Here is a 21,720-nt window from a genome sequence, read left to right as displayed (position 1 = left end):
ATAGATGATGATAAAAGGCTTCAGATTCAGATGTTCAAGAAAGTTTACTGCTCAGCAGTACTAGAATAACTGCTCCACTTGCATTGGAATTTATGCTAATTTCATAATAGTGAACACAATGGCGTTTTTTTGTGTAATCACTGGCAGGGCTTGTGCTGAAATGGGTGGCAGGTTTGCGCAGTAATTGTGGGTCCGGTTTCATCTGTAATGAGTGGCGCTTTTGATTGGAATACGCAGTTATGGATTAACGGAGCCTGGAGGGGTGGAATAGCCAAACGAAATAAGCGACTGACCAGCACCTTAATGGAAAATGCGTCTTGGATACCAGCGATTGTTGCATGTGATTATTTAGGTATTTCACATCAGCGGTTGGACATGCTAATTCGGGAAGGAATCGTTGAGGGGGAGACCCATATCAGTGAAAAGGGCCGAAAGTTTGTGATGGTACGTCGAGACAATTTGTCAGATGTTAAACAGCAACTATTTGGCTTAATTGATATGACCACAGCTGGCCGGTTGTTAGGCTTGCAAAAGCGGCGGATGCGTCAGGTGTTGAATCTGATTTTTGTGAATGTAAAAAAGATGGGACCTTCAAATAACGCTCCATGGTCAATCAGTCGCATGGAGATTAACCAATTACTTGAGTTATCAGTGCATTTAGAGATGGTTGCGATCCCGGATGAAGATTGCATTTCATTCGGACACATTTTGCGATACTGGACATGGACTAACCGAGATATTGCAGCGTTTATTGCCTCGGTTAAAAGTGAGGAAATTAAGCCGGTTAATTTGCTTGATTCAGTAGCTGGTATTGCTGCGTGGAATTTCAGGGAGACTGAGCTTAAAAACTGGAAGATTAAAACGCAAAATGGTCTGGGAGAGTGGTTAACCATTGCCCAGGCCGCAAGAGTATTAGGCACCAAAGAACAAGTGGCCTATGAGCTAGTTAGACTGGGGTTGTTGAAAGCTGAGGTGATGCCATATCAGATGAAACGCGGCACTAGAGTTCGCCGAACCGAAATAGACAATTTCAATGAGCACTATATTTTTGCGACTAAGTTAGCTGAAGAGTATGGATGCTCCCCAAGAAAGCTAATTAATAACCTTTCGGATTTAGGTCTATTGCCCATTAGTGGACCAATGGTAGATGGGGCTAGGCAGGTGGTATATAAATACGAACAAGCGCGGGAAGCACTGGATAAGCTTTCCGGTCCACTTCAATCGGAGCGCTTGCTAATGAATGGCGCTTTGTTACTACCTCAGACTTGATTGGGCAATCGAGTGGTTAGGAATACGAGTTATGGTTTTTGGTTAACAAGTCCATCAAAGGGATCTTTATCTTGTGTGGGGAGCTCTCTTTCGTTCCGGGTTAGGAAGTCATGAGTGCTATGCAGATGAGCAACCGCCTCAAAAAATCCATCCCAGTCTTGAGGTCGTGAGATCGGGTCCTTACTGAGGATGGTTTTTAGTTTTGAATATGATGGGTATTCTTTCATGGTACTCGACTCGAACCTTATAAATTTTGGGTTTCAGGTATCAGTTGCGCATCTTCTAACCCAAGAAGCGTTGCAACCTGAGCCATATTAAACTGGAGCTCCTGCTCAGTTGCAGCTTGGCTATGCAAGCCCTGAATGTTTTGGCTTGAATAGCCAACGTATAGACCTGTAGTCTCGCATTTTTCGATTTGGTACGGGAGTATTGTCATTTGAAAGCCTCCCTATCTTAATTTAATATCAATGTTTACGAATGGTTTCAATTTCTCTAGTTCATGCTCTATATAAAAACCTAGTGCAGAAATATCTTTAAGCTTTGGATCATTAAGGGACATGTATCACAATACCCGCATAAAATAATTCATTTCTTGAAAGTTTTGTTGATTCATCCACAGTTCGTACAATCACTCCGATGCTTTTGGTCGGGTCAATATTAGATTGAATTTTTTGATTGTTCTTTTTATTTACATTTAACTTGATACCATTCCCAATCATTCTCAACTCTGGGGTAGTTAGTAAATAACTGACAGCAGCTCTAGAATTAGCGTGAATAGTGTTTATATCTAATATGGTTAAAGCTCTAAGAATTGCTTCGCACGAAGTTTCACAAATTACAAGGTGTATATTTGAGCTTTCCTTTTTACCTTTATCTATATAACAAGTCCCTCCCGCGTCAGCGAGTTCAGGTACGCTCAGGTGAAAGAGTTTTCCATCAAGGTCAGGTAGATATATTTTAATTTTTGTTGGAAAAGTTGCTGGTAATGGTGCTAGCAGGCCGACCCTGCCTAAGTTGGATAGCAGTTTTTGCTGCAGCTCGAGGGCATGAGATTCTCTAGCCCGTGCTATAAATTTAATTTTGGTTTTTGCGATTAACCTATTAAAAATAGACCAAGAAATAGTTCTAATATTTTTTTGAGACCATCTAATCCAGTATTTAGTATTCTCTATTTCAATTACAGTAGTACGTATCTCCGCATCACTCCAAGTCATCCAATCATCTTGAGTAAATGGCAGCAGCTCACCAACCATAAATAAAATATTCTCAGTACCCTTGCCTGGTCTTGCCAAATCACATGCAGGATTTAAGGCCACAAGTACATTACGTTCGTTTAATTCAAAAAGGCTCGGATGCTGACGACCTCCACTTGCTACTTTAAAAAAATCGCCCAAACCGAGTTTATGTTCAGCACCAACATGGATAGTTGATCTTTTTAGATTCTGGAAATGAGTTTGATAAACCAATGCATGTAAATCTGGTGAAACTGGCAGATAAGGTGGAGGATAATTATCTGAGCTAAAATCATTGAGGGCTCTTGCTGCAGTGATTAATTGATCCTGACCCTCGATGGAATATTGTAAAGCCTTATCAAAAATATCTACTAGATACGCGCCAGTAGACTCCCCTTCCTTATCAAGCAAGAGTTTTTTAATATAAGCAATATCTACTAAATCTAATTTTTTAATTAATGCAGTGACTTCTTTAGTCGAGTTGTTTAATGAAAACTCCCAATTATTCACAAATCCAATCAAGAGCAGGGAGGTTCTATAATGCCTCGCTAATCTCATTAAAAGTATTTGGAAATCTGTAACTAAATCAGCTTTCTTAATAAATCTGAACGCAAACTCAAATAATCCTGTTTTAGTTTTGAATTCAATTTGCTTTACTAAAAGTTGATTGTTGTTAGACATCAACATTACTAATGGAGGTGCTGATGCTCTATTACTAATTATGGTCTTAAGTCCATTTATTGAAATATTTGCATCTGTTTGACTTTGAGAACGACCTAAGAATAGATCAATCACAATTAAATGAGCAGTACTACCTTGTTCAACAAAATCTCGCCCAGACTTGGATACTGTTAATCCATAGCTGACAAGTAGTGCTTCAAGTTCACCTAATCGTGAAAGCTCTGCCTGGCGCTCAAGATGATAGGTTTCAAAAATAGGATTAATGATGTCCGCTGAAATGTTACCTCTTATCCTCCAAAGTACCCTAATAAAATCATCTCTAGAAATCAGCTCTTGCGAATCTACTGAATCATAATCGGGATATGCATCACGGATTAAATTTTCATCTTCGTCATTTATATCTTGGAAAAACGGTGTCCATGCATCTAGCTCCAGTGTCAAATCTGTCGCTAAAGGTGCATCATCATAAGAGTCATCAACAATTAATGCTGTTTCAATTCCTGCATCAACTAGTATTTGATTGATGTCCATCATCCAACCACCACACTCTCTGGAAGCTCTAATATGAAGCGGTGCAGTCTTTTTGTTTCAGGATTTGCCTGATCATCTAGGTAAAGAACGCCCTTGTGATATTCGGCGCACTCTCTTGCAATAAATAAACCAAGTCCTCTACGCTTTGCTTTTTCTTTTAGGGAGAAAAATAACCTGAAGATAGCCTCTCGGTTATCTGGTGAAATTCCATAACCATTATCTTCGTAGATAATAGTTGGAGGTGAGCTTTCAATTTTGAATGTGATGGTCTGTGTTAAGAATGGATTCTCATTTTTCTTCATTCCTAACCAATAAATTGAATTCGTAATTAGGTTTTCAGTTATTTGTAAAATCATGCCTTTAACGGCTTTTATCTCTACGTCTTCTGAATCACTGGTGATCTTACATGTGATTCCATGCCTTAAAAATTGTGCTTCATGAGCATCGATAGACTCTTTCACAACTTCTTTTAATGTGAAGACCTCAGATCTTTGCCTTGCGGTGATGCTCATAGGATCTAAAATTCTCAGTCGTTTATGCAACGACTTCATTTGCGAACGCAAACCCTCAAGCAGTTTTTGAATATCATCTGGAACTTCTTTTTTCTTAATTGTATTTATATTATCAAGAGCATTTTCAGAAACCCTAGCAAGTTCATGAGCTACAACTTCAATCATTAAGCCAATACCAGCCATTTCAATCATCTGTCTATTTTCACCCTCAACTTGCTCAATCTTTAGCTGGGTTTCTGCAGTCAGATCTTGATAATTCTGAACAATCTCTTCCAGTTCATCAATATTATTTCGATACTCAACCGGCAATGCTTTTCTAATTTTTGTTACAGCTTGATTGATTCTTTTTTGTAACTCCTGAGACTCAGTCTTAATATCAGTTGATTTTAAACTTTGCCCTTTGTATTGTTTTTCGACCACCCCCATAAAACCATACAATCTTTCTTGAATTGCATATTTCATAAGCTCCAAGAACACTTGTTGCTGTGGTGTTTCTCGTAGGCCCTCTCGGTTTGTTTGATCGACTAAATGTAAATTCTTTAATCTTGATATATTTACCTTACCAACAAATTGATCTTTGTTGAGTAAATAACCCCTATTTCTTAATGCCTTTCTATCTAATGAAAGCCAATCGTCTTCATCTTCACCATAAGGGAAAACTCGAAAGCCATCTCTGTAAACCATAATGCCTGACCACTTTTCTTGTTGTTTTTTTACTTCTTTAAGGTCACCAATGCCATCTAGTTCAGTCAACCGCCGTCTGTTGTACCAATAAGCTTCAAATTCAAACTCACCTACAGTTTTAATTGCATCTTTTGTTATATTTTCAGATTTCCCGGCTAGTAGTGGGACTAAATCCACAAAGCTAATATTCGCCACATCTTGAACAATTGGATGTTCGAACTTACCAATATCAATAACATCAACATTGCATTCAAATTGCGGTAGCCCGTCTATATAATGCAATCTTCCAGTTACCCTTGCATGCGCGCTTTCTAGCAACTTCTGAGGTAAGAAACTAGCGGCCACACGTTCCCCATCTCCCCAATAAACTGCAATTTTTGGTCTCTTGCGTAAGTCTACAAATGGATCAGTCAGCTTGTTGAAATCATATTCAACCATCTTTTGAACACGATCTAGATTCCAGTTGGCAGTCAATTTACCTATAATAATTGTTGTTCCTGACCATTCTGGAGATTGTTTTGCATCCCCGACCTCTGGATCAACTTTTATATCAGCAAGCATTGCATTTACGTCGGCAAATGCGTTCCAATCGATACGGAGTAAATTTAAAGTGTTATCTTCTTGTCTAGCAGTTTGGACTTCGAGAGAATCGCCCAAGCGCATTGCAGACAATCGCCCAATACCTTTTTCACCTAAGTAAGGTGTTTTATCTGCATTCTTAGAAATAGCTAAGTCAACTTCACGTTTTCGTGAAGGGGTGCCAATAACTAGGAATTTTGATTGAAGGTCTGCAAGGGACATGCCTGTCCCAGTATCAGAAATTGAAATTGTGCTTAAACTATTCAAGTTCTCTAAGCACTGTTTTATATCATTGATAGTTTGGATATCAGAAATTGCAGATAATGCTAAATCTAACGTAGAGGATCTACATGTTTTATCTAATAACGAGTCGATATGCTCTTTGAATTGATCGATTTTTTCTGAGTAATCATCAAATGATAAATTTTCCCAACCGCTTTCATCTTCCAACAGTTCTTTGAGATGTAGATAATTATGTCGATTTAATACAATATCAAATCGAACTTCGACACCACTTGTAGTACCAGCATCAAATCCATTTTTGATAAGTTCATAAAATGCAATGACATCCGAGCTGATTAACTCAGAACCAAGCTCAAGGACAGAACGAGCGGTGATTTGGAACACAGAACCTCGCCTTTTCTAATTTATTTTTATATTATTAATGTAATTATATTTACTACTTATGGCAAATTGCACATGCTCCGCCACCCTCATCAACTCCGTAAAGCTCATCAATATCTTCGGGTGGGTTGGGTCTAAGTGGATTTATTGACCTATTAGCTTTGTTTCGAGCTTTACGAACTTCAAAATCATTAATTATTTGAATAACCCGTTTAGGCTTTTCTAATTCTGTTAATGATTCATTCTGACTCCAGGTAAAAGGGGAGCCATGTTCCAAGGCTACCTTTTCATATTTTTTTGCCTCTTCAAATAATTCCGGATGATTTTCCTTTAACCTCACCCATTCTATCTTTTGTTGAAAAAAGCAAAACGTACATCCACTGCGACTACGCCAGTCGTAATATGTTGGCCAACCAACACCCGATCCTGAAAGAATGTCAGACACTCCAGCTTTATCTATACCATTCTTTCTGAAGGGAAGCTCTACTTTCAAATTTGGATGTTTAGCGCTGTAACCTTCACGATAATCCTCATCAGATCTGATGGCAACATAACTAGTCACTTGCTCACCCGCCTCTAACATAGGCTTTACCCATTGTTCGAAGGGAAGTAACTTGAGCTGACGTGTGCACCATCGCGCTCTAGGGGATGGAAGAAAATGGTTAAACTGTTTCAGCCAAAAATCAAATCCTCGTGTGGGGTTCAATCTAAGAATAGGCTGCCCCAAGAAGCCTTCTAGCTTAGAGAGGAATTCGTATACTTCGGGAAGTTCTTTACCGGTGTCCGTAAAGAAATATTCGATATTTAATTCAGGATGATGCATTCGCATGTAGATTGCTAGAGCAGCACTATCTTTACCTCCTGAAATGCCTAATACATGCCGTTCTGTCATTTGTGATCTTCAATCTTATTTGCAATTTGAATTCCGGCCTCAGCTAAAGCTGCAAGCACCACTTCAGAGGATAAGTAATGACTATCTAATGTCTCAAGTATTTTATTGGTAAGTTTTGACACTGCTTCTTTATCGCGATCAGCCACATCAAAAATTTTAGCTACTGTTCTAGCGTCCGATCCTGATCCCATCACTACAGCAAAGGCCTCTCGTGTTGGTTTTCTATTTTTCACAGAAGCCAATGCTTCAGCTTGCCTGAATTGAGTTGCCCAGTTTGCTAATTTGAACCTTGCTTCATCTATGTCAGAATCACTCCAGGTTTTTGAGGCCTTATTCAAAGTTATACCTAATATAACTTCAATACTCTGTATTGAATAATCATGCTTTTGAAGGTTGACGGCGAGGCTATCAAGACGCATATCTCCAGTAATACCATGCACTAATTTTGCCCTAGCTCTCAATTCCTCAGGGTCACCCAAATTTGCATCAATTGACTCAAGGAATTGTTTCTCAACACTTTGAATCATTGTTGGGTAAGCTTGCGCCAACTCTTTTAGAGGAGCAGTTAACTCTTTTAAGTATTGCTCAGAATCTTTTGTTTGCAATACAGTAGGCAAATCAACAAACAGGAGTTTATGTGGATCTCTAGCTTTGATAAGAATATCGCGAACCAAAGAGGTTTTCTCAGTTAGGGTTTTTGTGCGCCTAGTCCACTCTGGCAACTTATCGAAAAAGGACACTAAACCTCTAGCAGTTTCTAACGGCTCGTTTGAAAGGATTGGGAATCCTGCTTCAGCTAAAATTGACGCTACGCCATTAAGTATCTCTTGCTTAGCCGCATTTAAACTCACTTTTCTTAAAGTAAATTGGAAAGGATCGAGCAATAACTCATCAACTGTCTCGTCGTCAAAGTTAGTTTGAAATATATCTTCTTTATAAACCGCTAGTTGTTCGTGCCTTGACCTCAAATATGCAATCAAAATTATAGGCACTATCCCTTGCTTTAGTCCAAATGGAGGTTTTGACCAAAGACTGTAAATTGAGGAGACTGATACAATCTGATTATCCTCACTAAATAACTTGTCGGTTTCATCCCATAACCGATAAAAACTATTGTCAGCAGACTGAGGCACTAGGACTTTGAACTCCCCATCAGAGCTCAGACCATGCAAGTTGGATTGATTTAGTATAGTTTGATATAACCCACGCTCTGCAGGCCATCCCTTTAATCCCAAATTTTCTTTATCTTCTTGAAGTACTAGTCTATGCACGAGGTCTTTTCTTGCCTTCACTGCATTGGCAGATAAAGCATCTCGATTAACCAACTCACTCTTAATGATTGGAGCTTGATTGAATATTTGATCTGCTAGCTCTGATGTATATTGAGCTAAAGAAGCTTGCTTGCGCCAGGTACCGTCAATCAACCATAAGGAAGAGGTAATTGCTATTTGCAATTCACTTTCCAATGCCGATCTCGTATCAGATATCCTTCCAGCTAACTCTCGCCTAGCAACGGAATCAGTAGCTAACATATGGTTAGTTTCTTCAACTAATCTTAGCGCTTCAATATCTGAAGCTAAATCAAGAATTTTTAAATAGTTGTGAGTGATACCAAGTATTGTATTGTGCTTTATCGTTTTACTCGCTTTTGCTAGTTGAGCTTTAAGTATATTTTCGTCAATCCTAGCAAATGGTATTACAAGAACAAATTGTCCGAAACTGCCTTCTCCTGCAACATCTTCAGCGAGCGATTCAATCTCATCAAAATCCATGAACTTTACATTCATCCACCTCATCGTACCTGTTGAGTGGTAATGACGTTTTGCTACAACAGGGTATAGTCCTGCAGTTTTCTCTAGTAATTTGATCGAAAAACTACCAATTTCCGATTTTGCTTTAAGTAGCGCAGCTTCTATATCGAAATCGCTTCCGTCATAAATTACCCACGCATCTAAGTACTTTCTATAAACCGCGGCTCGGGAAACTGAAATTTCATCTAAAGCCTGTTCAATTTGCAATGGTTCGATATCGGCATGTAAAGCACACAAAACTTCTGTGCTTGCGGCAAGTGATGAACCACTTCGGAACATATCTAGAATAGCTATGTTTTTTATTAATGAAATTTTTAATAAGTTTCCTTGAGCTTCAATTGCCTCAACGGATATTGAAGCTTGAGTCCAACGATGACTGTCTGAAGATCTATGAATTGCGGCTTCTAAATTGGCTTTTAAAAAATCCCAATAATCAGCAGGTCTGTACCACGCTTTGGTTGTGGCATCGGTTTTATCTAAGAATGCCTGAAATGCATAAGGCTCTGATGAGGTAAGAAATCCAAATGTGCTTCTTTCATTTTGACCAAATTGCCTTTTAGAAATTGGACCCAAGAGTGCTGCCATTGCAGGATGCAATGGCCAACAAGCATCTAACTTTGCAGGAAAGTCATTTCCAAAGCTTGGCCGTTTTTTCTGAATAGCTTTCCCAATTATTTGAGAAGGCACTTTAGTCCATGAGTGATCAATCTCAGAGTTGATCGCATTTGCCAACAGATCAACCACTTCATCAGTAGTAGTTATTAGTGCTATGTCTGAGAATCGGCCTTGAATTTTCGCCCAATCATCGCGAACACCACTGTTTAATTTATGAGCGTATTGCCTAAAAGCCTGATGAAGTATGCCAATAACTATTAGTTTGGAGTCGACCCGATTTGCACACTCTGCTAAATCCTGGAAGAAATGAATATCATCTCCACCCATGGCTGAGAATTCTAGGAACTTGCCCATTTCATCAATAATGAGCAAAAGGCCGTCGGGAGCATTCGACTTAGACTCAGTAATCAGTGCATTTATTAACTCGCTTGAAGTTACATGTTCTTCATCAACTATTATGCGACCGCATGACGCATTCAACGCTTTCGCAATTTCTACTATTACACTAGTGCGACGCCCAGAAATTGGCAAAATTTTCCATCCATTATGGACTGGAAATGCATTGTCAAAATGCTGAATGCTATCCACCTTAAGACGTGTTCGTGCATAGTTTCGGATTAGATCATCTGACACTAACGTCGATGCAAAGCAGATTGCTAACGAAGACTTCCCACCACCAAATGGGCCCGTTAGCGTGAATGCTTGCTGCTTTGACTCAGCTACCTGTCTAGATATATTATCTAGCACCATCCTCGCAGTGTTATGGCAAATATATCCATTTAGCGAATCCATGCGACCTAAATCAGTCTCGATGCGTATAGAACGTTGGTATTGGCGAGCAATCTCGACTTTAGATTTTAAGGTTTCAGTCATCATATGAGTCCAAGAATGCTTTTTGGGCTAACTCAACCGTATAGTGGTTTACATTAGTCACTTGTTTGATACCTGCCAAATCTGTCCAACCAAGTTGACCATTTGTAATTTCTTCGAGTGAATATAATCGTTCAGCGATGGAATCCTCATCCATTTTGAACACCCTGCCGGGTGAATTGATACCATGGGCTATAGCTTCAAATGATAACGTAGCTACTTCATCAAAGTTAGATGTCCAAAACTCCATTAACGCCAACAGGAACATTCCATCTGAAAGAGTAGGCTTCAAAGTACGCCTGATGGAAAATGATCCATTGCCCTCATTTATTACCAAGCCTAACTCAGCTAGCATTGGTTCTGCCAATTCCTCAATATTTCCGTCAACTTTGGGACAATATCCTCTCAAGCATGTATCAACATCTCGCTTAAGCGTGACTTCAGATACTTTGCTTTTATATTTCTCCGAGAAAGTAACCAAATGTTTGACCAAATCATTGGAGTTAAACATTGGGGCGTTCAGATTGTTAAAAATCCACCAAATCGTCGTGGACCGATGTTTACCGGGATGATGGCCGGCTAAACGCCAATGAGCGAGCCAAAGTGTATTAGGGTGTTCACAATAAGGATCTTTTCCACTAGAACTAAGAATCGATGACCACAAAAGAGAAACAGTAAATGAGTCGACCTCTTTTCCCTCTAACAGCAACCCACAAGCCATGGCCCAATGCTTGATCGAGCTGACCATATTTTTACCCACACCAAAAACACCTATAGCTTCTTCGCGAGTAAACTCAGATTTCAAAACTTTATTTTCGGCACTTCGATCAAATACTTTTTTCAACCACATTTGCCTTAGTGGAAAAGTCTCGTGACCGGAAAAATGGGGGTCATACCCTGCTTTTGCATCAAAAGAATTCATTTCAGAATCATACTGGATAAACAAGCCAGTTTGTATCTTTTGAGAACTGGTTGATATATCCAGTAACCAAAACAAGCTCTAAAATTTAATATTAATTATATAAATTTGACTTGTTATAATTAATGTTGATGCTATTTAAATTTATCCTTAAAGGGTTATTTAAAACAATGCCCTAGGTATAAAAACAGTGGGTAGTCCAAAAATCGGCTGAACAGTGTTTAAAAAATTAGTAGTGATTCAGTGCTCTTGTGCGATGCGAGAAAATGTAGGATTAAAAAAGTTAATTTGAGAATTAGCAAAGAATTTTCTCAATACACTTTATTAAACTACTGATTATGCGTCCATCAAATGAAAGCTTCAAAAAGAACCTACAAGCGCATCAGTGTTTCACTAAAAAGGCTCCTGAGGGAGCCTTTTTTATTTGTCATAAATTTATGAAGCGCTGCAGTAAAGCCGCCAGTTTTAAGCTTAGGTTTTATCTATCAGACTGCTTTCTGATTCAAGCAGGGCTTTAAGATCCTCACGCCCTTGCGCCATGACGGTCGACAAGGCTTTTCTGTCATGGCGGATTTTGAGCGTGGTTTCCAGTTGTTCTACATCATGTTTTTCAAATTGCTGGATGATTCGATTTGCTGCTTTGGCTGTTTCACCAATGACCAATAAGGCTTGTCTGGCGGCTTCGAGTGAGGAGTAAAACGTTTCGCGGATGGGTTGCAAATCCAGCTCGCGCAAATCAAACGCATCGGTTCGGCTTCTGGCTCTGACCACAATATTGACTTGTGGCCAGCGCTCCTTGACCAGGCGGGCCATTTCTAGTGTGGCATGGGTGTCATTCAAAGCAATGACCAGCAATTTGGCAGAGCCTATGCCAGCTTCTTCAAGCACATCCAGTCGTGACGCATCACCGTAGTAGCATCGCCAGCCAAACTGGCGGGTTAAATCAACCTGGTTGGGGTCGTTATCAATCAGGGTGGCGCTGATGCCTTTGGCTAACAGTACACGGCCGACAATCTGGCCAAAGCGGCCAAACCCGGCAATGATGACGTTATTATTTTCAGGGATGGCATCGCGTGGACGTTCTCCGAATTGCAGGGTTAAAAAGCGGTCATACAATAACAGCAGCAGCGGGGTGATGAGCATAGATACGGCGACGATGGCATTGAGGGTGTTATAGCTGTCACGAGACAAGGATTCCTGGCTTAAGGCCAAGCCAAAAATCACAAACGCAAACTCGCCAATTTGTGAAATAGACAGGCCCAATAACAGTTTGTCGCGTAACGAGTACTTGAAGACCTGACCAAGTCCCATCAATACGACCATTTTTATCGCCACAATGAGCAGGGCAAAGCCAAAAATCAATCCAGGCTGTTGCGTGACCAGTGAGATATCTACGGTCATACCGACCGAAATGAAAAACAGCCCCAACAGCAGACCTTTGACTGGTTCAATATCCAGCCTGAGTTCATAGCGGTACTCAGAGCCTGCCAGCAACACGCCTGCCAGAAAGGTACCGAGGGCCATCGACAAGCCGACCGATTGCATGGCCAGGGAGACCCCGATCACCAGTAACAATGAAAAAGCGACGAACATTTCGCGCAAGCCGGTTTGGGCAATCACGCGCATGACCGGGGGCAACAGCGTGCGGCTGGCAAAAATAATGGCAACAATCACGGCAATGGCCTTGCCTACCGCCATCACATCAAACCCGGTGCTGGCGTGATGCGGGGCAATCAAGGCCAGGATCATAAACAGCGGGATCACTGATAAATCCTGAAACAGCAGGGTGGCAAAGGCCGCTTGTCCGCCCGGCGTGTGTAACTGCTTTTTCTCAATCAGTGCTGTCAATCCAATGGCGGTCGATGACATCGCCACGCCCATGCCGATAATCAGCGCCTCCTGCCATGAAAAGTGCATTAAGTAGGCGATGCTGCCAACCACGGCGATGGTCAGTGTTACCTGCAAGCCACCCAGGCCAAACAACAGCTTGCGCAACTCCCATACTTTTTGCGATTCCAGCTCCAGACCAATTAAAAACAACATCAATACCACGCCAAACTCGGCAAAATGCAGCACTTGCTCCGGGTCGGCAATCAACTTCAAGGCATAAGGGCCCAGCAAAATCCCGGCAATCAGATAACCCAGCACCGAACCCAGGCCGAGCCGCTTGAACAATGGCACCAGAATAATGGCGAAAGACAGGTAAATGGCCGCTTGCACCAGAAAGTCAGAAGTGGAATGCATGATGCCCTTAAGAGAAATAAAGATTGAAATAACGGCTGCTAAAAATACTTTGCCAGATAAATCTGACATAACTATCAGATTGCTACCAATATATTACTGACAAACGCTTGTTTAAAGTGTCTATCAGCCATTCATAAACGCCATTTTAAAGAATTAACCGCTATGCAGACGCCTAAAGAATTTGCTGATCAGATTTTTGATGTATTAAGTTTTTCGATTGACTTAGCCTGCCATGAAAAAGAGTGGTTTAACGTCAGCCGCGATGCCCTCGCGTTTGGCTTTAACCAAACAGATGTCTCCAGTGATTTTGCCTACGCCCAGCGCTTTGACCTGGAAGTCTCCCCCGACATTTTCATCAGCCTGCATTACCGCTCGTTTGACCCCTCCGGCCCTTTCCGCCGCCTGCCTGGTGTCAGCAAGTTTGAGCTCACCCTGTCTGTTCAAGACAAAATGCAGCGCTTTCATCAAAACAGCTTTGATGAACCGCTCACGGCTAACGACCCCTCGGCTTGGGATGAGCTCTCCTACGCATAACGCCGTTTAAGACGGCCTTTGCCTTTTAGAGAGTCATCCACTGCCGGATCAGCGGCGCATGTTGCGCCCAACCTTTCTCGCTTACACACCAGTGTTGTACTTGCCCGCCCGCCAATAATAATTTTTTCGCATAGGCGGCTGCTTCATCCACAAGCGGATGGCCTTGTTCGCTAATGATGAGCGCATTAACCAGCCCCGCCAGTCGGCATGACTGGACAGGCGAAACATAAGGATGCCAGGCCAAACTGGGGCAGGGCGCATAGTCAGCCCATGCCGCCCGGCAGGGACTCTCGGTCAGGCTAGCGAGCGACGGCGAGGTTTGCAAGGCATCCAGCATGGGGTTAATCAAGACTTGCCCTTGCAGTTGCGCAGGTGCACGCAGCCCGCGGTCTCTGTAAAGCAGGGCGGTGACGGCAGCCAGATTGCCGCCCGCGCGCTCGCCACCTACAAATAGCAGCTTCGCATTTGCCCCTAATACTTTTGCATGTTCACTGAGCCACTGCAAGGCCTGGTAGGCGACTTCTATACACTGTGGAAACTGCACACCCGGCGCCAGCGGATAATCTACACATACCACGACACAGCTGTCTGAGAGGGCTTCAGCCAGTGCATGCGCGCTCTCAATCTGGCCCTGATTAAACAGGCCATCATGAAAATACAGCAGTGCTGGCCCTCGCTTTTGGCGGTGGTGGCGGCCAAACACCTGCAGTTTGATACTGTGGCCGGTGGCTGCATATTCAAAGGCGGTGGTCCACATGGTGTAGGGTTGATGCAATCGCTAAGGCAGGCACTGCGCTGCGTGCCTGCATTTGGGCATCCACTAGCGCAAACCGCCCCCCACCAGCAATTGCTCACCCGTCAGCCAATAAGCATCTTCAGAGGCCAGAAACACTGCGACAGAGGCAATATCATTCGGTTGCCCACTGCGCCCCAGTGGCGTCTGTGCCACATAGGCGGACTCCATTTCTGAACCGATCACCCCGGCGGTATGCGTGCCTTCTGTTTCCACCAGGCCAGGGTTCAAGGCGTTTACGCGAATCTTGCGTGGTCCCAACTCTCTGGCCAGCACGCCGGTGATGGCATCCACTGCGCCTTTGGTACCGGTATACACGGCACTCACAGGGGGTGTTAAACGGCTCACTACCGAACCAATATTGATAATGCTGCCACCCTCAGGCAAGTGTTTGACCGCGGCTTGCGAGGTCAGTAACAGGCCCAGCACATTAATGTTGAATTGCTTGTGAAAATGGTCAGGCGTGATTTCTTCAAGGGGGGCAAATTCATACACCCCGGAGTTGTTGACCAAAATATCCAGCTTACCAAAGTGAGTGATCGCTGCGTCTACCAGCGCGTGTGCATCAGCCACCTCACTCACATTGCCGCCCACCGCCACCGCCTTGCCACCCGCTTGTGTAATCTCGGCCACTACTTTGTCAGCCCCAGCCTTGCTCGATAAATAATTCACCACCACCGCTGCACCCTCGCGGGCAAAGCGTTTGGCAATTTCTGCCCCTATGCCTTTAGAGGCCCCAGTGACTACAGCGACTTTTCCTTCCAGTTTCTTGCTCATCTTGATGCTCCTCAATTAATAAAGTGGTTTAAAACTGGTGACCACTATAAATAAATAAAAACCCCAGATAAATCACCTAAAAATGCAATCACTGTGCTAATTTATTGGACAATCAAGTCAAACAAGGACGGATATGGACCGTTTTGACACCATGTTGGCCTTTACTAGGGTGGTCGAGCTAGAGAGCTTCACCAAAGCCGCCATGTCGCTCAACCTGCCCAAAACCACGGTCTCGGCCCAGGTGCTGGCGCTGGAAAAACGCTTGCGCGTCAAACTACTGCACCGGACTACCAGACGCATCAGCGTGACTACGGATGGCGCTGCCTATTATGAGCGCGCTATCCGGTTATTAAACGAGCTCGAAGAAACCGAAGCCGCACTCACGCAGTCCACCGCCAGCGCAAAAGGGCGCTTGCGCGTAGACGTGCCCACGCCTTTAGGCCGGTTAGTAATTATTCCGGCCCTGGCCGAGTTTTTTAAACGCTATCCCGAGATCCAGCTGGAAATCGGCTGTGACGACAGGCCAATTGATTTACTGGAGGAGGGCGTCGATTGCGTGATCCGTGTCGGCAATCCGCAAGACGCCAGCCTGGTTGCCAGGCGCGTAGGCACCATGCAGTTTTTACTGGTCGCCGCCCCGCAATACCTCAACACTTATGGCAGGCCTATGTACCCTGAGGCGTTGCAACACCACCAGGGCGTACACTTTTTTTCCTCCAAAACCGGAAAAATCCGCCCCTTTATGCTCACGCATGCAGGCACCGAGCAAGAAATCCCCGCCATGCGTAAACTCGCCATCAACAATGGTGATGCTATCGTCGCCGCTGCGCTGGCAGGGTTAGGTATCAGCCAGCTGCCCGCATTCATGGTGCAAGGGTATTTAACTGAGGGTAAATTAGAAAAGGTCTTGGCCGATTTTCCGGCCGGGAGTTTGCCGATTAACGCACTCTATCCACAAAATCGTCACCTCTCATCCAAAGTGCGGGCATTTATCGAGTGGGTGGCAGAGTTGTTTGAAGGGTGTCGTTTACTGCAAAAACACAATTACGGCTAATTAAGTGCAGTCGAAAATTAGTCATGTCGACTTAAATGTTACCTAGTGATCAAAAATCGAAAGATGGATTAAGGGGATGCTTGTATTCAATTATTTAGCGAATATTTGCATTCTAGAGTTGTTTATCATAGTAATGTAAAATGCTTAGCTAATTCATAAGCTCATATGGTATCCATGGAGCTAAGAAAAACGCCATGGCTGGGGTGGATACAAATGCATGGTTCTCACCTCGATCAACTTCTCCCGCAAGACACCGATGTTAGAACCGATGTTAGTTATGTGCAAAAAAGAAGCGAGAGACTGTGAGCAATATATTTGAAAAAAACGCTGAAGAGATCAGAGTATTATCTTTGTTCTCGGGTTGCGGTGGGATGGATTTTGGCGTTGAGGCGGCAGGTGGTCACGTTATTTTTTCTAATGACATACTTGCTGACGCCTGCAAAACCTTAAGTAAGTATTTTCCAGATACTGATATTCGTAATGCGGACATTTCTGGTATCCAAACATTTCCTACAGCTGATATTGTAGTTGGGGGCTATCCTTGCCAGTCCTTTTCAATGGCAGGTAATCGTGATCCTAAAAAGGATGAGCGTACAAACCTATACAAGCAGTTTTTGCGAGTGGTGAGCATAGTTCGTCCAAATTATTTCGTTGCTGAGAATGTTTCTGGCTTGCAACAACTAAGCAGTGGTACTTTCTTGAAGGAACAACTAGAGGCATACAACAATGCTGGTTACAATGTTACTTATCAGGTTTTAAATGCAAAAGATTATGGTGTGCCTCAATCACGAAAGCGGCTTTTTATCGTAGGAATTAAAAAGGAGTTGAATCAGGTATTTCAATTTCCTAAACCAACACACGGCAAAAGTACTAAGTCCACAGGCGAACTTAAACCTTACGCTTCGCATGGTGAAGCAATTAAGGATTTACCTCTTTGGCCGGAAGGAGAGTTTTACGAACGCCCGCACGATCCTGAGGGTCATTTTTCTTGGTATTACATGTCCAGAAACCGGAAAGCTAAATGGGCTGATCCTGCATTTACTGTAGTTGCTAATTGGCGGCACATTACTTTACATCCCGCCAGTCCAATGATGACGCTTACTTGGTCGAATCTCACCGATGGGTGGAAGCAGCGTTGGGATTTCTCCGATCAATACGAACACCTTGAGGCTAACCCAGAACGGAAGAAACTTGATAAACCACGCAGATTGTCTTGGCGTGAATGTGCTTTGATTCAAACATTTGACTCTCAATTTACGCCAGTCGGTGAAACAGAATCCAAGTTCACTCAAATAGGAAATGCCGTTCCGCCAAAGCTTGCGGAAGTATTGTTTTCTCATTTATTTTCCGGTGCTGGTCTTGTGGTAGTGGATAAACAGATACCACTTCATCTAACTCGAAAGTAATTGGCTGATAGGTTTCACATGGATAGGATTTCTGTGAGCGAAGTTACTACATCGACTTTAACGAGCTTAGCCTTACATGCTGCTGAAATTTCCAACAATGAAGCGCAACTGCGGCATGCTTTGGAAAACGCGTTAGAACAGGCATGTTTGGAGCTATCTATTCCATGGACACCATTTCAGCTTGAGAGAGCTTTAAAAAAGCAAGGCCAGCCTACGAAGTTTGCCGATGTGGCACACGGTGCAGTTGTAATAGAATATGAACCTCCAAAGTCTTTCAGTGGGCGGTCAGGTCGTGTAGCTAATCATGCTCGTGTTCAAGCAGAAGAATATGCTGAGTTGATTTCAGCGGAAGAGGGGCGTGCTCTTCAAGAATATGTGTTAGTTGCTTGGGACGGCTCTCACATAACGTTTGGTCAATTCAATAATGCTAAGGCTATCTGGGAGGATGTTGTCGATTTCGACAAAATTTCTGCAAATCGCTTACTTGCCGCACTAGCAAACAATGGTCGTCCACTCGTTCATCCGCAATTGTTACAGGCGCTTGTAGGGCCTGACTCTGAATCTGGAATTCAACTGATTCCAGAGTTATACGCAAGTATTTGCAAAGCAGAGGCATCCTTAGCCACCACTAAAACCAAAATGCTTTTTTCTGAGTGGCGCAGGTTATTTAGTCAAGTCGTGGGGTTTCAGCCCGAGCATATGAAAAAGCTGCTTGAACGGCAGGAAATTTCGCACGATCAACCTTATACAAACAATCCTGCGGCCTACTTATTTGCGTTAAATACATACATTGCAATTATTGCTAAGGTTGTGGCTGCGTGTGCGTTACCAAAAGTCAGCCAAAATGTTTTGGAGTTGAGTGTCCCTGTAGTAGATCGACTTCGTGCTGTTGAAACAGGCGAGCTTTTCGAACATGCGGGTATCCTGAACATGCTTAGCGGGGATTTCTTCTCTTGGTATTTGGATGACTGTGACTGGTCACGTTATGAGCCGCATTTAAGTGCTATGTTGGGTAAACTGAGTGGGGTAGATTTTACAGTTTCCAAAAAGCATGCTGATACCACAAGGGATTTGTTTAAAGGGATCTACGAACGGTTTATACCTAGAGAGATTAGACATGCTCTAGGCGAATTTTATACGCCAGATTGGCTAGCAGAACACGGAATGAATTTGCTGGAGTGGCAACCGACTGATCCATTGACTGATCCGACTTGTGGATCCGGCACTTTTTTGCTTGAAGCCATTCGACGCAGGCGTATGCTAAATGGTAACGCTACAGCGCAATCTTTGCTTGCGGGTATCAATGGTATCGATCTAAATCCTCTTGCTGTACTAGCTGCTAAGGGTTCTATAGCAGTTTTCTTATCCCCTCATTTGGATCCAGCAAATCCCATACGGTTGCCGGTTTATTTAGCGGATGCAGTTTATCCTTCGACTGTCGACCTGTTCTCGAACTACAGTCATATTTTGCATACGGAAATGGGACCCAAAGAGTTTTCTATACCGGAGCAGATGATTGAACATCCAGATTTCTTTCGAATTTTCTCGAAGATTCGAATGCTCATTGATGCTGATTATCCTACATCTAAAATCTGTGATTCGATCATTCTTGATTTACAAGCGATGGGCCTTGACTCAGCAGATATTTCAGTTGTTAATGCGACAGTTGCAAACTTAGTTCAACTCCACGAGCAAGGATGGAACGGTATCTGGTGCTCAATCCTGGCTGACCGATTTGCAGCTGGAGCAATTCCAAAATCATCGCATATCTGTGGGAATCCTCCATGGGTTAAGTGGAGCAATCTTCCAAAGGATTATGCACAGTCGATACGGCAGCATTGTCGAGATCTAGGTGTTTTTAGTAGTGACAATTGGGTTGGTGGTATTGAGTCTGATATTTCAACCGTAATCACCTATCAGGCCGTTAGACATTATTTAGCTCATGAAGGACGTTTGGGCTTCTTTCTTCCTGGATCGGTTTTTACCACTGAGTCAAGTGCTGGTTTCAGGCGCTTTTCGATTGAAAACGGTAATTTGCTTTGTCGGGTTTTGCTGGTAGAGGACTATCAGGATATTAAACCTTTTGATGGCGTGAGTAACCATCCAACTTTCTTGCTACTGCAAAGAAACGCGCCCACCTTATTTCCAGTTCCATACCATTTATGGACTAAAGATGAAGGTAATACCAACCAACGTTCCTATTCATCTGCAAATCAGTTTTGTCATATCGCTAAACGTGTCGATGGAATTGCAATACCTGTGCCAGGTGGAGATGGTACGCGACCATGGCTAGTAGGCTCTAAAGAGGAACAGGCAGTGTTCTCTAAGGTTTTCTCAACAGGTACATTGCCTGAATATAAAGCACGCAAAGGAGTTACTACAGATCGGAATGGCATTTTCTGGGTACATTCGAAAGAGGCGGTTGGAGTTGACTTGGTAACAATACAGAATGCCGCAGATATCGGCAGAACGAAAGGCATTCCACAAATCACCGCATTAGTTGAATCTGAACATTTATTTCCGTTATTGCGCGGTCGTGGTGTTGCACCATTTAATGCGGTCCCTGAGGAGGATTTACGTATACTTATTCCACAGAGAGGCATGCATGGCGACCCACAGCTAGCAATTAAAAGTCCTTATACTTTCAAGTTCCTCAACCGCTTCAAGGGTGAACTCGAGAAGCGTTCAAGTCTGAAAAGATTTCAAAAGGGACAGGAATTTTATTCACTTTGGAGTACAGGCTCTTACACATTTTCTCCATTTAAGGTGCTTTGGCGAGAAATGGGCAACACTTTCGCTGCGGCTTATATTGGAAGTGTTACCCTACAGCACGTAGGTGAAAAGGTAGTCATACCTGATCACAAGCTTTATTTTATTCCAGTGGAAACTGAGTCTGAAGCTGCTTATTTGACAGGGTTTCTCAATGCACCAATTATTTCTCAGGCTGTATCCGCTTATGCTGCTCAGCTGAGTCTGGGAGCTAGCGTTGCTGAGTACCTCAATATTCCTAAATTCAATGCCGCTAATAAATTGATGTCAGCAATCGCTGATATTGCGCGTTTGCTGACAAGCTCCAGGGGCGTAGTCATGCCTATTGATTTAGAGCAACTAGACTTGAAAGTGCGAGAGTTACTAGTAATTTAAGCTAAAAATTTATTTTCTAGACTTTAGGTTGAATCCGATATTGCAAGGTCAATAATCGTGACTGAACGTAAATTAGGTGGTTGTAAGGCTGTTTAAACCACAACTCCTCTTAACTGGCGAACTCCCTCAACAAAAGTCACATTAAAACTTAAGATCGAAAAGGCCGCTATTTGGCTAATAAAATATACAATTGGACGAATTTGTAATATACAAATAGACGAGACGTTTTATAACCAAATGAAAAATCCCGAACTCAGCCGCGAAGAAGTGAATGCCTTGGCTGGCGCTACGCTGCTAGAGTTTGGTGCCAGCTGGTGCGGCTATTGCCAGGCCGCACAATCCACTATCCACACTGAACTTACGCAGTTTCATCATATCCGCCACATTAAAATTGAAGATGGCAAAGGCCGCCGGTTAGGTCGATCGTTTCACGTGAAACTGTGGCCGACGCTGATTTTTATAAAAGAGGGCATGGAAGTGACGCGCTTAGTCAGGGACATACAACCGGCTGAATTAAAGTCTGCACTTTTAAGGCTCAGTGATCGCTGA

General features: G+C 43.0%; 14 protein-coding genes. 6 read left to right on the top strand and 8 right to left on the bottom strand.

The window, feature by feature from the left end; genetic code table 11:
* The first annotated feature begins 207 nt into the window (after positions 1-207).
* The gene (locus tag GOC95_RS12375) at positions 208-1,269 is read left to right on the top strand and encodes a helix-turn-helix domain-containing protein (protein WP_275357455.1); all 1,062 of its coding nucleotides are present in this window, start codon (positions 208-210) and stop codon (positions 1,267-1,269) included.
* Between the two features lie 548 nt (positions 1,270-1,817).
* Here the strand turns inward: GOC95_RS12375 and GOC95_RS12370 are convergent.
* From GOC95_RS12370 to GOC95_RS12345, 6 genes are all read right to left on the bottom strand, one after another.
* Positions 1,818-3,716 carry a hypothetical protein gene (locus tag GOC95_RS12370; protein ID WP_275357453.1) on the bottom strand — a complete coding sequence of 633 codons (1,899 nt, stop codon included), beginning with the start codon at positions 3,714-3,716 and terminating at the stop codon, positions 1,818-1,820.
* Positions 3,713-6,115, bottom strand: coding sequence for a sensor histidine kinase (locus GOC95_RS12365; protein WP_275357452.1), 2,403 nt, complete (start codon positions 6,113-6,115; stop codon positions 3,713-3,715). Before GOC95_RS12365 ends, GOC95_RS12370 begins: the two co-directional genes overlap by 4 nt.
* Positions 6,116-6,167: 52 nt before the next feature.
* Positions 6,168-7,004, bottom strand: a complete 837-nt coding sequence (locus tag GOC95_RS12360) for a phosphoadenosine phosphosulfate reductase family protein (protein ID WP_275357450.1) — start codon at positions 7,002-7,004, stop codon at positions 6,168-6,170.
* Entirely contained in the window at positions 7,001-10,306 is a 3,306-nt protein-coding gene (locus tag GOC95_RS12355; protein ID WP_275357449.1) for an ATP-binding protein, read from the bottom strand. Before GOC95_RS12355 ends, GOC95_RS12360 begins: the two co-directional genes overlap by 4 nt.
* On the bottom strand, positions 10,296-11,222 hold the full coding sequence (locus GOC95_RS12350; protein ID WP_275357447.1) for a DUF4007 family protein: 927 nt from the start codon (positions 11,220-11,222) through the stop codon (positions 10,296-10,298). The genes GOC95_RS12355 and GOC95_RS12350 overlap by 11 nt, the downstream gene beginning before the upstream one ends.
* A 468-nt stretch (positions 11,223-11,690) precedes the next feature.
* Positions 11,691-13,463, bottom strand: coding sequence for a monovalent cation:proton antiporter-2 (CPA2) family protein (locus GOC95_RS12345; protein WP_275357445.1), 1,773 nt, complete (start codon positions 13,461-13,463; stop codon positions 11,691-11,693).
* Positions 13,464-13,625: 162 nt separating this feature from the next.
* Between GOC95_RS12345 and GOC95_RS12340 the strand changes: the two genes are divergently transcribed.
* Positions 13,626-13,997 (top strand): hypothetical protein, encoded by a 372-nt coding sequence (locus tag GOC95_RS12340; protein WP_194749653.1) that lies wholly within the window; start codon positions 13,626-13,628, stop codon positions 13,995-13,997.
* Between the two features lie 25 nt (positions 13,998-14,022).
* Here the strand turns inward: GOC95_RS12340 and GOC95_RS12335 are convergent, their stop codons facing one another.
* Positions 14,023-14,754, bottom strand: coding sequence for an alpha/beta hydrolase fold domain-containing protein (locus tag GOC95_RS12335; RefSeq protein WP_275357443.1), 732 nt, complete (start codon positions 14,752-14,754; stop codon positions 14,023-14,025).
* A 63-nt stretch (positions 14,755-14,817) separates the two neighbouring features.
* Positions 14,818-15,567, bottom strand: coding sequence for a glucose 1-dehydrogenase (locus GOC95_RS12330; protein WP_275357441.1), 750 nt, complete (start codon positions 15,565-15,567; stop codon positions 14,818-14,820).
* Between the two features lie 133 nt (positions 15,568-15,700).
* Here GOC95_RS12330 and GOC95_RS12325 point away from each other — a divergent pair, with 133 nt between their 5' ends.
* The 4 genes from GOC95_RS12325 to GOC95_RS12310 all read left to right on the top strand — a co-directional run bounded on the left by GOC95_RS12325 (position 15,701) and on the right by GOC95_RS12310 (position 21,720).
* Positions 15,701-16,621 carry a LysR family transcriptional regulator gene (locus GOC95_RS12325; RefSeq protein ID WP_275357439.1) on the top strand — a complete coding sequence of 307 codons (921 nt, stop codon included), beginning with the start codon at positions 15,701-15,703 and terminating at the stop codon, positions 16,619-16,621.
* A 302-nt stretch (positions 16,622-16,923) separates the two neighbouring features.
* Complete coding sequence (locus tag GOC95_RS12320; protein ID WP_275357437.1) at positions 16,924-18,027, top strand: DNA cytosine methyltransferase; 1,104 nt, start codon at positions 16,924-16,926, stop codon at positions 18,025-18,027.
* A gap of 18 nt (positions 18,028-18,045) precedes the next feature.
* Positions 18,046-21,171, top strand: a complete 3,126-nt coding sequence (locus GOC95_RS12315) for an N-6 DNA methylase (protein ID WP_275357436.1) — start codon at positions 18,046-18,048, stop codon at positions 21,169-21,171.
* 237 nt (positions 21,172-21,408) lie between these two features.
* Positions 21,409-21,720 carry a thioredoxin family protein gene (locus tag GOC95_RS12310; protein WP_275357433.1) on the top strand — a complete coding sequence of 104 codons (312 nt, stop codon included), beginning with the start codon at positions 21,409-21,411 and terminating at the stop codon, positions 21,718-21,720.

Origin of the sequence: Methylophilus sp. YYY-1, assembly GCF_029132825.1 — a bacterium.
GTDB classification, from domain to species: domain Bacteria; phylum Pseudomonadota; class Gammaproteobacteria; order Burkholderiales; family Methylophilaceae; genus Methylophilus; species Methylophilus glucosoxydans.
This window is presented reverse-complemented; position numbering and strand designations above follow the sequence as displayed.

Excerpts from the sequence above, each read along its gene's own strand:
- GOC95_RS12335 (WP_275357443.1), bottom strand. The coding sequence starts at position 14,754 with ATGTGGACCACCGCCTTTGAATATGCAGCCACCGGCCACAGTATCAAA.
- GOC95_RS12355 (WP_275357449.1), bottom strand. The coding sequence starts at position 10,306 with ATGATGACTGAAACCTTAAAATCTAAAGTCGAGATTGCTCGCCAATAC.
- GOC95_RS12370 (WP_275357453.1), bottom strand. The coding sequence starts at position 3,716 with ATGATGGACATCAATCAAATACTAGTTGATGCAGGAATTGAAACAGCA.
- GOC95_RS12375 (WP_275357455.1), top strand. The coding sequence starts at position 208 with ATGAGTGGCGCTTTTGATTGGAATACGCAGTTATGGATTAACGGAGCC.
- GOC95_RS12345 (WP_275357445.1), bottom strand. The coding sequence starts at position 13,463 with ATGCATTCCACTTCTGACTTTCTGGTGCAAGCGGCCATTTACCTGTCT.
- GOC95_RS12360 (WP_275357450.1), bottom strand. The coding sequence starts at position 7,004 with ATGACAGAACGGCATGTATTAGGCATTTCAGGAGGTAAAGATAGTGCT.
- GOC95_RS12315 (WP_275357436.1), top strand. The coding sequence starts at position 18,046 with ATGGATAGGATTTCTGTGAGCGAAGTTACTACATCGACTTTAACGAGC.
- GOC95_RS12325 (WP_275357439.1), top strand. The coding sequence starts at position 15,701 with ATGGACCGTTTTGACACCATGTTGGCCTTTACTAGGGTGGTCGAGCTA.
- GOC95_RS12310 (WP_275357433.1), top strand. The coding sequence starts at position 21,409 with ATGAAAAATCCCGAACTCAGCCGCGAAGAAGTGAATGCCTTGGCTGGC.
- GOC95_RS12340 (WP_194749653.1), top strand. The coding sequence starts at position 13,626 with ATGCAGACGCCTAAAGAATTTGCTGATCAGATTTTTGATGTATTAAGT.
- GOC95_RS12330 (WP_275357441.1), bottom strand. The coding sequence starts at position 15,567 with ATGAGCAAGAAACTGGAAGGAAAAGTCGCTGTAGTCACTGGGGCCTCT.
- GOC95_RS12350 (WP_275357447.1), bottom strand. The coding sequence starts at position 11,222 with ATGAATTCTTTTGATGCAAAAGCAGGGTATGACCCCCATTTTTCCGGT.